This window comes from Streptomyces sp. NPDC127097, assembly GCF_042724075.1.
GTDB lineage: Bacteria > Actinomycetota > Actinomycetes > Streptomycetales > Streptomycetaceae > Streptomyces.
Genome location: NZ_JBHXFI010000065.1, coordinates 24,470 through 37,761, shown reverse-complemented (window position 1 = coordinate 37,761; position 13,292 = coordinate 24,470). Strand labels below are relative to the sequence as shown.

General features: G+C 70.5%; 12 protein-coding genes and 1 pseudogene. 1 reads left to right on the top strand and 12 read right to left on the bottom strand.

Going from position 1 to position 13,292, the window contains the following annotated elements:
• Window positions 1-118 precede the first annotated feature (118 nt).
• The 9 genes from ACFWJW_RS32685 to uvrC form a co-directional block, all read right to left on the bottom strand.
• Complete coding sequence (locus ACFWJW_RS32685; RefSeq protein ID WP_006606296.1) at window positions 119-454, bottom strand: RNA polymerase-binding protein RbpA; 336 nt, start codon at window positions 452-454, stop codon at window positions 119-121.
• A gap of 155 nt (window positions 455-609) precedes the next feature.
• Window positions 610-846 carry a preprotein translocase subunit SecG gene (gene secG, locus ACFWJW_RS32680; RefSeq protein WP_042161713.1) on the bottom strand — a complete coding sequence of 79 codons (237 nt, stop codon included), beginning with the start codon at window positions 844-846 and terminating at the stop codon, window positions 610-612.
• A gap of 141 nt (window positions 847-987) precedes the next feature.
• Window positions 988-1,764, bottom strand: a complete 777-nt coding sequence (gene tpiA, locus ACFWJW_RS32675) for a triose-phosphate isomerase (RefSeq protein ID WP_387247944.1) — start codon at window positions 1,762-1,764, stop codon at window positions 988-990.
• A 5-nt stretch (window positions 1,765-1,769) separates the two neighbouring features.
• On the bottom strand, window positions 1,770-2,972 hold the full coding sequence (locus ACFWJW_RS32670) for a phosphoglycerate kinase (protein ID WP_387247942.1): 1,203 nt from the start codon (window positions 2,970-2,972) through the stop codon (window positions 1,770-1,772).
• 114 nt (window positions 2,973-3,086) lie between these two features.
• On the bottom strand, window positions 3,087-4,091 hold the full coding sequence (gene gap, locus ACFWJW_RS32665; protein WP_387247940.1) for a type I glyceraldehyde-3-phosphate dehydrogenase: 1,005 nt from the start codon (window positions 4,089-4,091) through the stop codon (window positions 3,087-3,089).
• Between the two features lie 313 nt (window positions 4,092-4,404).
• Entirely contained in the window at window positions 4,405-5,394 is a 990-nt protein-coding gene (whiA, locus tag ACFWJW_RS32660) for a DNA-binding protein WhiA (protein ID WP_018091880.1), read from the bottom strand.
• Complete coding sequence (gene yvcK, locus ACFWJW_RS32655) at window positions 5,385-6,446, bottom strand: uridine diphosphate-N-acetylglucosamine-binding protein YvcK (RefSeq protein WP_387247938.1); 1,062 nt, start codon at window positions 6,444-6,446, stop codon at window positions 5,385-5,387. The genes whiA and yvcK overlap by 10 nt, the downstream gene beginning before the upstream one ends.
• Window positions 6,443-7,387: an RNase adapter RapZ gene (rapZ, locus tag ACFWJW_RS32650; RefSeq protein ID WP_387247936.1), complete on the bottom strand. Its 945-nt coding sequence runs from the start codon at window positions 7,385-7,387 to the stop codon at window positions 6,443-6,445. The genes yvcK and rapZ overlap by 4 nt, the downstream gene beginning before the upstream one ends.
• Complete coding sequence (gene uvrC, locus ACFWJW_RS32645) at window positions 7,384-9,477, bottom strand: excinuclease ABC subunit UvrC (protein ID WP_387247934.1); 2,094 nt, start codon at window positions 9,475-9,477, stop codon at window positions 7,384-7,386. Before uvrC ends, rapZ begins: the two co-directional genes overlap by 4 nt.
• Before the next feature lie 248 nt (window positions 9,478-9,725).
• Between uvrC and ACFWJW_RS32640 the strand changes: the two are divergent.
• Window positions 9,726-10,846: pseudogene (locus ACFWJW_RS32640) on the top strand (IS630 family transposase).
• A 72-nt stretch (window positions 10,847-10,918) separates the two neighbouring features.
• On the opposite strand, the gene ACFWJW_RS32635 reads toward ACFWJW_RS32640, so the two are convergent.
• From ACFWJW_RS32635 to ACFWJW_RS32625, 3 genes are all read right to left on the bottom strand, one after another.
• Complete coding sequence (locus tag ACFWJW_RS32635; RefSeq protein WP_387247932.1) at window positions 10,919-11,296, bottom strand: nuclear transport factor 2 family protein; 378 nt, start codon at window positions 11,294-11,296, stop codon at window positions 10,919-10,921.
• A 355-nt stretch (window positions 11,297-11,651) separates the two neighbouring features.
• Window positions 11,652-12,539, bottom strand: a complete 888-nt coding sequence (locus ACFWJW_RS32630) for a hypothetical protein (RefSeq protein ID WP_387247930.1) — start codon at window positions 12,537-12,539, stop codon at window positions 11,652-11,654.
• Window positions 12,540-12,543: 4 nt separating this feature from the next.
• On the bottom strand, window positions 12,544-13,194 hold the full coding sequence (locus ACFWJW_RS32625; RefSeq protein ID WP_387247928.1) for a papain-like cysteine protease family protein: 651 nt from the start codon (window positions 13,192-13,194) through the stop codon (window positions 12,544-12,546).
• Between the last annotated feature and the right edge of the window lie 98 nt (window positions 13,195-13,292).

The window sequence follows — 13,292 nt, the reverse complement described above, 5'->3', positions numbered from 1 at the left end:
ACCCCCCGAGCCCGCCCCGCCGACCGCGCGACGCCGCGCCCGCCCCCACGCAGGCGGCCGCCCCCGCCCTCCGCGGTGTCCCCCCCCGGCCGGGCCGGCCGCGTCAGGTGCTGGTCCGTCAGATCTCGCCGCGGAGCTTGGCGAGTGCCTCCGCGAGGATCGCCTCACCGTCGGCGTCGCTGCGACGCTCACGGACGTAGGCGAGGTGGGTCTTGTACGGCTCGGTGCGCGGCGGGTCCGGCGGGCTGTCCCGGTCCTTGCCTGCCGGGAAACCACAGCGCGGGCAGTCCCAGGTGTCCGGAACCTGCGCATCGCCCGCGAAGCTGGGCTGCGTCTCGTGCCCATTGGAGCACCAGAAGGAGATGCGGGTGCGCGGCGCGGACTCGCCGCGCTCGGCCTCCCCCATCGGCCCCGCCCCGACCCGACTTCCTCGGATCGCGTTGCCACTTGCCACGGTCGTAACTCCCTGCGTAATGGTGCTGCACAGCCTCTCGCAGCAGCTGCGCTGCGGAACGCCCCAGTCTACGTAAGGCCCAACGCGCGTCCAGTGGCTGGAGTTACCCGTCCGAGGACGCCTCCCTCATGATAGGCCGCGCCTCCGACACTGTGTCAGTTGCTGAGCTTCATCAGGATGCCGAGCACGACGATGCAGGCGAACCACAGCAGACCGATCACGATGGTGATGCGGTCGAGGTTACGCTCGGCGACCGAGGAGCCACCCACCGAGGACTGCATGCCGCCACCGAACATGTCGGACAGGCCGCCGCCCTTTCCCTTGTGCATGAGCACCAGCATCATCAGCAGCAGGCTGAAGACGATGAGGGCGATCGAGAACCCGATGACCACGGCTGGACCAACTCTCTAGGACTGACGGACGGACTTATGGATCACGATATACGGAACAAATGGTGCGGGGCCGGGGGCGGTGCCGCTGCACCGGTCCCGGCCCCGACAGGGTACGACGAGGGTTCCCCCTCGTCATAGCTGCTACTGGTCGCGGAAACGGACGATCTTCACGAACTCGTCCGCGTCCAGCGCCGCGCCGCCGATCAGCGCACCGTCGACGTCGGGCTGCGCCATGATCGCCGCGACATTGCCGGACTTGACCGAGCCGCCGTACTGGATACGGACCTTGTCGGCCAGCTCCTGGCTGTAGAGCTCGGCGAGGCGGCCGCGGATCGCACCGCAGACCTCCTGCGCGTCCTCGGGGGTGGCGACCTCACCGGTGCCGATGGCCCACACGGGCTCGTAGGCGATCACGATGGTCTCGGCCTGCTCGGCCGGAACGTCCGCCAGACCGCCGTCGACCTGGGCGAGGGTGTGCGCGACCTGGTTGCCGGCCTTGCGGACGTCCAGGCCCTCGCCGACACACAGGATCGGGGTGATGCCGTTGCGGAAGGCGGCCTTGACCTTGGCGTTGCAGATCTCTTCGTTCTCGCCGTGGTACTGGCGGCGCTCGCTGTGGCCGACGGCCACGTACGCGCACTTGAGCTTGGCGAGCATCGGGCCCGAGATCTCACCGGTGTAGGCGCCGGAGTCGTGCGCGGAGAGATCCTGGGCGCCGTACTTGATCTTGAGCTTGTCGCCGTCGACCAGCGTCTGCACCGACCGCAGGTCGGTGAACGGCGGCAGGACCGCGACCTCTACGGCGTCGAAGTCCTTGTCGGCGAGGGCGAAGGCGAGCTTCTGGACGTGGGCGATGGCCTCGAGGTGGTTGAGGTTCATCTTCCAGTTGCCCGCCATCAGCGGGGTACGGTCAGTCACGTTGTTCAGTCCTCCAGAGCGGCGAGGCCGGGGAGCGTCTTGCCTTCGAGGTATTCGAGGCTGGCGCCACCGCCGGTCGAGATGTGGCCGAAAGCGGTCTCGTCGAATCCCAGCAGACGCACGGCGGCTGCCGAGTCACCGCCCCCCACGACGGTGAAGGCGGGCGAGTCCAGCAGCGCCTGGGCGACGGCCCGGGTGCCGCCGGCGTAGTCGGGGTGCTCGAAGACACCCATCGGGCCGTTCCAGAAGACCGTGCCCGCGTCGGCGAGCTTCGCAGCGTACAGCTCGCGGGTCTTCGGGCCGATGTCCAGGCCCTCCTGGTCGGCCGGGATGGCGTCCGCGGCGACGATCCCGGGGTGCGCCGGGGCCTTGGTCTTCAGGTCCGGGAATTCGGCCGAGACCAGCACATCGACGGGGAGCACGAACTCCACACCGCGCTTCTCGGCCCGCGCCAGGTATTCCAGGCAGGCCGGGACCTGGTCCTCCTGGAGCAGCGAGATGCCGACCTCGTGGCCCTTGGCCTTGAGGAAGGTGTAGGCCATCCCGCCGCCGACCAGGATGCGGTCGGCCTTCTCGATCAGCTGGTCGATGACGGCCAGCTTGTCGGAGACCTTGGCACCGCCCAGCGCGACGACGTAGGGGCGCTTGACGTCCTCGGTGAGCTTCTTGAGGACGCCGACCTCGGTGGCGATCAGGTCTCCGGCGGCGTGCGGAAGGCGCTTGGGCAGGTCGTACACGGAGGCGTGCTTGCGGTGCACGGCGCCGAAGCCGTCGCCCACGTACAGGTCGGCGAGGGCGGCGAGCTCGTCGGCGAAGGCGCCGCGCTCGGCATCGTCCTTGCTGGTCTCGCCCGCGTTGAAGCGGAGGTTCTCCAGCACGGCCACCTGGCCGTCGGCCAGGCCCGCGACGACGGACCGGGCGGAATCGCCGACGGTGTCGGTCGCGAACGCCACGTCCTGCCCGAGGATGTCGCCCAGCCGCGCGGCGGCCGGGGCCAGCGAGAAGGCCGGGTCCGGGGCGCCCTTGGGACGGCCCAGGTGCGAGGCGACGATCACCTTGGCGCCGCGCTCGACGAGCTTGGCGATCGTCGGGGCGACGGCACGGATCCGGCCGTCGTCGGTGATGGTGGTGCCGTCCAGCGGCACGTTCAGGTCGGCGCGGACAAAGACGCGCTGTCCGGCGACCTGGAGGTCGTCGATCGTCTTCATGAGAAGTGACTCCGTGTTTGCGTAGCTCGGCCATGGGACGGGGCCCGTACGACGCTTCATCGCGTCATACGAGCCCCGTCCTCACATCTCGGTGCCTCGGGCGTCAACCAGCGATCAGAGCTGGCCGCCGACGAACGTGGTGAGGTCCACCAGGCGGTTGGAGTAGCCCCACTCGTTGTCGTACCAGCCGACGACCTTGACCTGCTTGCCCTGGGACATGGTCAGCGAGGAGTCGAAGGTACACGAGGCCGGGAAGTTCACGATGTCCGAGGAGACGATCGGGTCCTCGGTGTACTCCAGGATGCCCTTGAGCTGGCCCTCGGCGGCCTTCTGGAAGGCGGCGTTGATCTCGTCCTTGCTGACCTCGCGGTCGAGCTCCAGGACCAGGTCGGTGACCGAGCCGGTGGGGACCGGGACGCGCATCGCGATGCCGTCCAGCTTGCCCTTGAGCTGCGGGAGGACCAGCGCGGTGGCCTTGGCGGCACCGGTCGAGGTCGGGATGATGTTCTCCGCGGCGGCCCGGGCGCGGCGCAGGTCGCTGTGCGGGAAGTCCAGGATGCGCTGGTCGTTGGTGTACGCGTGGACCGTCGTCATCAGGCCCTTGACGATGCCGAAGTTCTCGTCGAGAACCTTCGCCATCGGCGCCACACAGTTGGTGGTGCAGGAGGCGTTGGAGATGACGTGGTGCTGGGCCGCGTCGTACTTGTCGTTGTTGACGCCCATCACGATCGTGATGTCCTCGTCCTTGGCGGGCGCGGAGATCAGGACCTTCTTGGCACCGGCCGCGATGTGCTTCTCGGCGTCGGCCTTCTTGGTGAAGATGCCGGTCGACTCGATGACGATGTCGGCGCCGAGCTCGCCCCAGGGGAGGTTCGCCGGGTCGCGCTCGGCCATCGTCTTGAAGGTCTGGTTGCCGACCGTGATGGTGTCGTCGGTGTGGCTGACGTCCTGCTTGAGGCGACCCAGAATGGTGTCGTACTTCAGCAGGTGAACCAGGGTGGCGTTGTCGGTCAGGTCGTTGACACCGACGATCTCGATGTCCGCACCCTGCTCCAGGAGCGCGCGGAAGTAGTTGCGACCAATGCGGCCGAATCCGTTGATGCCTACGCGGATCGTCACGAACCGATCTCCTCGTTAGGTGCGCCGATGGGTTACCGGCGAGCTGTATGGGCTGTCCCCGACCGCCTCCGACCCTACCCCCAATAAGAGACGTACGTGACATTGACAAACGGGCCTTCGTACCCTCAAACGAGCAGCTACAGAAGGGCTACCGGCCCCTCAAACGAGCGACCCCAGACGCGCTCCCGCCCCCTCGGACGAGCGGTGTGAACGGCCGTCGTGCGCGCCCGCCCGCGCCTCCCCCGACGGCACCGTTTCGGAAGTGACGCCGGGGGCGCGAGGGGATGCCCGACGGGGTGCGGGGCACCGGTCGTCAGCCGACCATGCCCTCGGCGAGTTCCTCGGTGAGGTTGGACTCGGTGCCCGGGATGCCCAGGTCCTGGGCCCGCTTGTCGGCCATCGCCAGCAGCCGGCGGATCCGGCCGGCGACCGCGTCCTTGGTCAGCGGCGGGTCGGCGAGGGCGCCCAGCTCCTCCAGCGAAGCCTGCTTGTGCTCCATGCGCAGCCGGCCGGCCGCCGCGAGATGCTCGGGGACCTCCTCACCGAGGATCTCCAGGGCCCGCTGGACCCGGGCGCCCGCGGCGACCGCGGCACGCGCCGAGCGGCGGAGGTTGGCGTCGTCGAAGTTGGCGAGGCGGTTCGCGGTGGCGCGGACCTCGCGGCGCATCCGCCGCTCCTCCCACGCGAGCACCGACTCGTGCGCGCCGAGCCGCGTCAGCAGGGCGCCGATCGCGTCACCGTCCCGGACCACGACGCGGTCCACCCCGCGCACCTCACGGGCCTTGGCGCCGATGCCGAGCCGGCGGGCGGCACCGACCAGGGCGAGCGCCGCCTCGGGCCCGGGGCAGGTGACCTCCAGCGACGAGGAGCGGCCCGGCTCGGTCAGCGAGCCGTGCGCCAGGAAGGCGCCGCGCCAGGCCGCCTCGGCGTCGCAGGTCGCGCCGGAGACCACCTGTGGGGGCAGTCCGCGGATGGGGCGGCCGCGGCCGTCCACCAGGCCGGTCTGGCGCGCCAGCTGATCGCCGCCGGCCACCACCCGTACGACATAGCGGCTGCCGCGCCGCAGGCCGCCGGGGGCCATCACCACCAGGTCGGAGCTGTGCCCGAAGATCTCCAGGATGTCCTTGCGCAGCCGCCGGGCCGCGATGCCGGTGTCCAGCTCCGCCTCGATCACGATGCGCCCGCTGACCAGGTGCAGACCGCCCGCGAACCGCAGGATCGACGAGACCTCCGACTTCCGGCAGCAGGTCCGGGTGACGGGGAGCCGGGAGATTTCATCCTTCACCGCTGCCGTCATCGCCATGGGCCGATCCTTCCATGCATCCGAAAAATACGGTCGTACGCGGCTGCCAGCAGCTCCGGGTCGTGCCGGTCGGGGGCTCCCCCGGCGCTCGACCGGGCGTCGTCTCCTTGTGCGGCGACCGCCGCCAGCTCGACCTCGCTGCCGACCAGCTGCTTGGCGGCAACCGTCAGACCTTCGGTGTCGGGCACGGCGGCCTTGTCGGCCAGCACCACGTCGAAGGCGAGTTTAGGGGCGTGTCGGGCCAAAACCTCCAAATGACGCTGCGGGGAGAAGCCATCGGTTTCGCCCGGTTGGGGCGCAAGGTTGAGCGAAAGGACCTTTCGGGCCTTGGTCTCCTCCAGCGCCTCCCGCAGCTCCGGCACCAGCAGATGCGGGATCACGGAGGAGAACCAGGAGCCGGGGCCGAGCACCACCCAGTCGGCGTCCCGCACCGCGGCGACCGCCTCGGGGACGGCCGGCGGGTCCTCCGGGACCACATGGACGGACTGCACCTCGCCGCGGGTGAGCGCGACGGTGGCCTGCCCGCGGACCGTCGTGATCGCGTCCGGGCGGTCCTGGTCATGGCCCCTGACCTGGGCCTGGAGCTCCAGGGGCACCGCCGACATGGGAAGCACCCGGCCGTGTGCGCCGAGCAGCTTGCCGACCAGGTCGAGCGCCTGGACATGGTCGCCGAGCTGCTCCCACAGGGCGACGATCAGCAGATTGCCGACCGCGTGGTCGTGCAGCTCGCCCTCGCTCTGGAAGCGGTGCTGGATCACCCGGGACCAGGTCTGGCCCCAGTCGTCGTCACCGCACAGCGCCGCCAGCGCCTTGCGCAGATCGCCGGGCGGCAGCACGCCGAGCTCGTCGCGGAGCCGGCCGCTGGAGCCGCCGTCGTCGGCGACCGTGACGACGGCGGTCAGATCACCGGTGATCCGGCGCAGCGCGGTCAGCGAGGCGGACAGGCCCATGCCGCCGCCCAGCGCCACCACCTTGGGCGTGGCGCCCTTCGTCATACGGCCGCTGGGGACGAACCGCCGGACCCGGCGCAGCCGTGGTGTACGCCCGCTCACTCGCGCCCCATGTCCCGGTGGACGACGACGGTTTCCACCCCTTCGGACACCAGGCGGTGGGCGAGCTTCTCGGACATCGCGACGCTGCGGTGCTTGCCGCCCGTGCAGCCCACGGCGATGGTCACATAGCGCTTGCCCTCCCGGCGGTAGCCCTCGGCGACGATCCGCAGCAGCTCGGTGTAGCCGTCCAGGAACTCCTTGGAGCCGGGCTGGCTGAAGACGTAGTGGGAGACCTCGTCGTTGAGACCGGTGAAGGGGCGCAGCTCGGGGACCCAGTGCGGGTTGGGGATGAAGCGGCAGTCGATGACCATGTCGGCGTCGACCGGGAGGCCGTACTTGAAGCCGAAGGACATGACCGTGGCGCGCAGCTCGGGGACCTCCTCGCCGGCGAACTGGGCGTCCATCTTGGCGCGCAGCTCATGGACGTTGAGGCTGGAGGTGTCGATGACCAGGTCGGCGTCGCCGCGCAGCTCGCGCAGCAGATCGCGTTCGGCCACGATGCCGTCGACGATCCGGCCGTCGCCCTGGAGGGGGTGCGGGCGGCGCACCGACTCGAAGCGGCGCACCAGGGCCTCGTCGGAGGACTCCAGGAAGACGATGCGGCGCTTGACGTTCTGCGCGTCGAGGGTGGCCAGCGATTCCTTGAGGTTGGCGAAGAAGCGGCGGCCGCGGACGTCGACGACGACCGCGATCCGGGCGACATTGCCCTGCGAGCGGGCGCCCAGCTCGACCATCGGTGCGATCAGCTCGGGCGGGATGTTGTCGACGACGAACCAGCCGAGGTCCTCCAGACACTTCGCGGCCGTGCTGCGGCCGGCGCCGGACATCCCGGAGATGATCACCAACTCGGGGATCGCGGCGCTCTCGCCCTGGTCGGTCGTGCCCGTACTCACCTGTGCACCGTCTCTCTCGGTTTCCTGCGGTTCCTGCGGTGTGCTCATTGGTCCTGCCCCCGTTCTGCTGACAACGCGGCCGGTGGGGCCCCGTCATCCTCAATGATCTCTCCTGTGGCGGTGTTCACCGCGGGGGCGGACGGTGCCGCCCCGGCCAGTGCCGCGGCGACCGTCTCCGCTGTCTTGCGGCCGACGCCCGGAACCTCGCAGATCTCGTCGATCGTCGCGGCCCGCAGCTTCTTCAGCGAGCCGAAGTGCTTGAGCAGCGCCTGGCGGCGGGTGTCGCCCAGTCCGGCGACGGCGTCCAGCGGCGAGGACTTCAGCCGCTTGGTGCGCTTGCTGCGCTGGTAGGCGATGGCGAAGCGGTGTGCCTCGTCCCGGACGCGCTGGAGGAGGTAGAGACCCTCGCTGCTGCGCGGCAGCACCACCGGGTCGTCGTCCTCGGGCAGCCAGACCTCTTCGAGGCGCTTGGCCAGGCCGCAGACCGCGACATCGTCGATGCCGAGCTCGTCCAGGGCCCGGCGGGCGGCCGCGACCTGCGGGGCACCGCCGTCGACGACCACCAGCTGCGGCGGGTAGGCGAAGCGCTTGGGGCGGCCGTCCTCGTCGGTCGGGCGGCCGGCCATGGGGTCGTCCGGCCCCGGATCGTCCGGACCGGCGGCGACGGGCGAGGCGGTGGCGCCGTTGTCGTCGATGCGGGCGTCCTCGGCCGGCTCCTCCGTCCACTCGCCGGCCTTCTGCTTCTCCTGGAGATAGCGCTTGAAGCGGCGGCCGATGACCTCGTGCATGGACCGGACATCGTCCTGGCCCTGGAAGGTCTTGATCTGGAAGCGGCGGTATTCGCTCTTCCGGGCGAGACCGTCCTCGAACACCACCATCGAGGCGACCACGTCATCGCCCTGGAGGTGGGAGATGTCGAAGCACTCGATACGCAGCGGCACCGAATCCAGGCCGAGGGCCTCGGCGATCTCCTCCAGGGCACGGGAGCGGGTGGTCAGGTCGGAGGCGCGCTTGGTCTTGTGCAGCGCCAGGGCCTGCTGGGCGTTGCGGGCGACCGTGGCCATCAGGTCCTTCTTGTCGCCGCGCTGCGGGATGCGCAGCGACACCTGGGAGCCGCGGCGCCCGGTCAGCCACTGGGCGATCGGGTCGACGGGCTCCGGCAGCGCCGGGACCAGGACCTCCTTGGGGACGGCGTCGCCCCGCTCCTCGCCGTACAGCTGCTGGAGGGCGTGCTCGACCAGATCGCCGGTGGTGACCGCCTCGACCTTGTCGGTGACCCAGCCGCGCTGGCCGCGCACCCGCCCGCCGCGGACGTGGAAGATCTGGACGGCGGCTTCCAGCTCGTCCTCGGCGACGGCGATCAGATCGGCGTCGGTGGCGTCGGCGAGCACCACGGCGCTCTTCTCCATGGCCCGCTTGAGCGCCCCTATGTCGTCACGCAGCCGGGCGGCGCGCTCGTACTCCATCTCCTCGGCCGCTTCCTGCATCCCACGCTCCAGGCGGCGGATGTAGGCACCGGTGCGGCCGGCCATGAAGTCGCAGAACTCCTCGGCGAGTTCATGGTGTTCCTCGGCGGAGATCCGGCCGACACAGGGGGCCGCGCACTTGCCGATGTAGCCGAGCAGGCAGGGGCGGCCGATCTGGGCGGAGCGCTTGAAGACACCGGCGGAGCAGGTCCGTACGGGGAAGACGCGGAGCAGCAGGTCGACGGTCTCGCGGATGGCCCAGGCGTGCCCGTACGGACCGAAGTAGCGCACGCCCTTCTTCTTGGCGCCGCGCATGACCTGGACGCGCGGGAACTCCTCGTTGAGGGTCACCGCGAGATACGGATAGCTCTTGTCGTCGCGGTACTTGACGTTGAAGCGGGGGTCGAACTCCTTGATCCAGGTGTATTCGAGCTGGAGCGCCTCGACCTCGGTGGTGACGACGGTCCACTCCACGGAGGCGGCGGTGGTGACCATCGTGCGGGTACGCGGATGGAGGCCGGCCAGGTCCTGGAAGTAGTTGGCCAGCCGCTGGCGCAGGCTCTTCGCCTTGCCGACGTAGATGACCCGGCCGTGCTCGTCGCGGAACTTATAGACCCCCGGCGAGTCGGGGATCTGTCCCGGCTTGGGTCGATAGCTGCTGGGGTCTGCCATGCCCACCACCCTACTGACCGCCACCGACAATCACGGCCGGGACCGGTTGCGTTCCTGGCTGGGGGGGTGGGGGTGGCTGGGGTGGTCGAGGGGGCGGCGGTGGGCGGTCGAGCGGGTGGGGGGTGCGTGGCGGGTTCCGTCGCGGGTGTGCGTGACGGGCTCCCTAGTGCTGTGACGCGCAGGGTCGCCGGGTTGGTCGTCGTGACGGTTGGATGTGCGGTGACGTCCATTCGGCCGCTGGAGGCACGGTGGCTGAGCCTGTCCGTATCGGCGGATTGACCGACAAGGAGGGGCGGAAGCTGAAGCAGATCGTGCACCGGGGCAGCACGAGTTCGGTGCGTTACCGGCGGGCGACGATGGTGCTCGCTTCGGCGGGCGCAAACCGGGTGCCGGTGATCGCCCAGCTGATCCAAGCCGATGAGGACACCGTGCGCGAAGTGATCCACCGCTTCAACGAGATCGGCCTGGCCTGCCTGGACCCTCAGTGGGCGGGAGGCCGTGCCCGCCTGCTCACCCCTGACGACGAGGACTTCGTCATCCGGACGGCCACCACCCGCCCCACCAGGCTCGGCCAGCCCTTCACCCGCTGGTCGATCCGCAAACTCGCCGCCTACCTGCGGGAAGTGCACGGACGCGTCATCCGCATCGGCCGTGAAGCCTTACGATGCCTGCTCCGGCGCCGCAGCATCACCTTCCAGCGCACCAAGACATGGAAGGAATCACCCGACCCTCATCGCGACGCCAAGCTCGACCGGATCGAGCAGGTTCCGGACCGCTTCCCGGACCGGGTCTTCGCCTTCGACGAGTTCGGGCCGTTGGGGATCCGGCCCACCGCAGGCTCCTGCTGGGCAAAGCAGGGCAAGCCAAGCCGGCTGCCGGCGACCTACCGCCGCACCCACGGCGTCACCTACTTCCACGGCTGCTACTCCGTGGGCGACGACCGCCTGTGGGGCGTCAACCGCCGCCGCAAGGGCACCGCAACACCCTGGCCGCGCTGAAGTCGATCCGCGCCGCCCGACCCGACGGCGCCCCGATCTACATCATCCTGGACAACCTCTCCGCCCACACTGGCGCCGACATCCGCCGCTGGGCGAAGAAGAACAAGGTCGAGCTGTGCTTCACCCCGACCTACGCATCCTGGGCCAACCCGATCGAGGCCCACTTCGGCCCGCTGCGGCAGTTCACCCTGGCCCACTCCCACCACCGCAGCCACCCCACGCAAACCCAGGCACTGCACCGCTACCTGCGCTGGCGCAACACCAACGCCCGCCACCCCGACGTACTTGCCGCCCAACGCAAGGAACGCGCCCGCATCCGCAGCGAGCAGGGCATCCGCTGGGGCGGACGCCCCCTCAACGCCGCAGCCTGACCGACCGCGAACCGCAGCCCCGGAAGGCCGCAAGGGACAAGTTCACGAGACGGACAGCGACAGAAGGACGACTCAGGAGGCGGCCGGCTCGATCTCCCCCGCAAAGACGATGACCTGGTCGATGAGGCTCCGCCGCAGATGGACGACGTCCGTTCCCGCCAGGCGGGGGCCTCCATCCGGCGTGGTGAAGACCCACTGGTACCGGGCCCACTCGTGCGGCATGTCCACCGCTGAGCAGCGCACCATCGTGCCGGTCCCCGCCGGGTGGCGCCGGATGTCCAGCACGAACCGCTCGACCGCCGCGATTCCTTCGCTGCGGCCCAACGGCCCCCAGAAGACCACGTCTGAGGTCAATGCCTGGGAGAGCAGGGCAGTCACATAGCTGTCGTCCGAGGCGTTAAACGCGGAGATGAACGTGTCGATCGCGGAGCGTGCCGTCTCTTCCTGCATGCCCCAGTAATACCAGCCCGTTGCGCGTGCGCTCGTCCCGCGAGCCGCCTTCCGATCACGGTGGACCATCCCGGTCACAGCACTAGCGGGTGTGCGTGGCGGGTTCGGGCGGCGGTTCCCGTAGCGGGTGCGCGTGGCGCGTTCTCGGCGGGTGCGCGTGGCGCGTTCTCGGCGGGTGCGCGTGGCGCGTTCTCGGCGGGTGCGCGTGGGGCTTTCCCGTGGCGCGTTCGCGCGACGGCTCCCCCCACCCCCGAACCCACCCCCGCCCCCTCCCCCCGAAGGGGGAGGAGGGGGAGGGGGCGGGGGAAGCGTCTGCCCGCCGTACGGACGGCATGCGGCGGGCAGACACACCCCGTCAGCCGCTACGGCGCCGGCGCAGGGCCGCCGCGGCGGAGAGCCCCAGGGCCAGTAGGGCGGCGGCGCCCGCCACGGTCGTGGCCGCGGTCACCGGCAGGCTGTCGTCCGTGAACGCGCCCGCCGTGACGGGCTGCTGGGCCGGCGCCGCCTGCGCCTGGGGCTCCTTGGCGCCGGCCTCGGCCTCCGGCCCGTAGCCGCCGGCCTCGCCGCGCCGGTCGTACGCGGAGCCCGGCAGCTTGTCCCCGTAAGCCTTCGCCACCCGCTTCCGGTAGGCGGCGACGGTGGTGCCGTGCGCCCCGACGGCCTTGCGGGCGTCGGGGTCCAGCGGCTCGATCCGGTCGCCGCGCTGTACGTACCAGGCATCGATCTGCGGCTCGTGGAAGACCGTGCCGCCCTTGGCCCGCGCCGCCCCGGCCGCGGTGTAGCGGGTCTCGTCGTCGCCGTCGGCGATGTTGACGACCTTCCAGGCAGCTCCCTGCCGCACGGTCCATACGGAGGCCGTGCGGCCGTCGGCGGCGACGGCCTTGCTGGCGAGGAACTCCAGGCGGGCGACGGGGGCCGCGGTCCTGCCGCGTACGAAGTCCGGTGACAGGAGGTAGACGGGGACGGTGCCGCCCTCGATGTGCGGGGCGCCCTGTGCCGCGGGGGCCAGGGCCGGTGCGCCGCCGCGCTTGCGGTCGGCGGCGAAGAAACGGGCCAAGGTGTCCAGCGTCGCGGGGGCGGCGGCCGCTTCGTGGGCGGCGGTGACGCTCGCGCGGGCCGGGGCCTGGGGCGTGGGGACGGGCGCGGCCACGGCGGCCTGCGGGGCGAGGCCGATGAGGGTGGTCGCGAACGCTCCTGTGGCGACGGCGCGGAGGGTGGTACGGACGGCGGTGCGCTTCGTCATGGCCTCAGGCTCCTATCCGGTAGAGGGAGTGCGTCCAGGAGAAGGAGCTTCCGTTCACGTAGTAGTCGAAATCGCCCCAGTTGTAGCGGGAGTTGGTCGCCCAGGGATCACCCCAGTAAATCCAGTTTCGATCTGTGTCATAGCCATAGACCACGTGCATATGGCCGCCGCCGGAGGACCACTGGATGCGGGTCTCGACCGGCCGCCGGGCGTCGATCTCGCTCTGCACGGTGCCCGGGCGGAGCCAACCGGACACGTAGGAGCCGGAGTTGATGCCCATCCAGTTGAGGGCGGTCTGCACATTGCCGAGGGTGGCCTGGTCGTTGGGGCAGGTGCTGCCCTGCTGGCGGTTGAAGGCGGCGTTGCAGAACTGGTTCTGGCTGTAGTTCCTGCCGAACCAGGTCGCGATGGTGTTGCCGGAGGCGGCCCAGCACCAGTTGGTGTTCTCCTGGGCCTGCATGGCGATGTCGAGGCGGTTGGCGGCGAAGCGTGGTGCGGCGGCCGCCTCCGCGGCGGTGGGGATGTGCGCCGGGGGCGTGAGGGGCGCGGCCGAGGCGGCGGTCGCGCCCGTGAGCAGGGTCAGTGCGGCGGTCGTGAGGGCTGCGGCCGACAGCCATCTGCGGCGGGAACGGCGTGCGTGGGGTGCACGGGTCATGGCGTTCCTCCCGAACATGGGGGGTGAGGGGGTGAGAGGAGCGCATCCGGATGCTGCTGAGGAGCATCAGGTGTTGTCGCCGGCAGGTCAACACGCTT

Bases quoted from the DNA above. Each gene is read 5' to 3' on its own strand.
- ACFWJW_RS32625 (WP_387247928.1), bottom strand. From the start codon at position 13,194: ATGACCCGTGCACCCCACGCACGCCGTTCCCGCCGCAGATGGCTGTCG.
- ACFWJW_RS32635 (WP_387247932.1), bottom strand. From the start codon at position 11,296: ATGCAGGAAGAGACGGCACGCTCCGCGATCGACACGTTCATCTCCGCG.
- ACFWJW_RS32630 (WP_387247930.1), bottom strand. From the start codon at position 12,539: ATGACGAAGCGCACCGCCGTCCGTACCACCCTCCGCGCCGTCGCCACA.
- ACFWJW_RS32670 (WP_387247942.1), bottom strand. From the start codon at position 2,972: ATGAAGACGATCGACGACCTCCAGGTCGCCGGACAGCGCGTCTTTGTC.
- whiA (WP_018091880.1), bottom strand. From the start codon at position 5,394: ATGGCGATGACGGCAGCGGTGAAGGATGAAATCTCCCGGCTCCCCGTC.
- rapZ (WP_387247936.1), bottom strand. From the start codon at position 7,387: ATGAGCACACCGCAGGAACCGCAGGAAACCGAGAGAGACGGTGCACAG.
- uvrC (WP_387247934.1), bottom strand. From the start codon at position 9,477: ATGGCAGACCCCAGCAGCTATCGACCCAAGCCGGGACAGATCCCCGAC.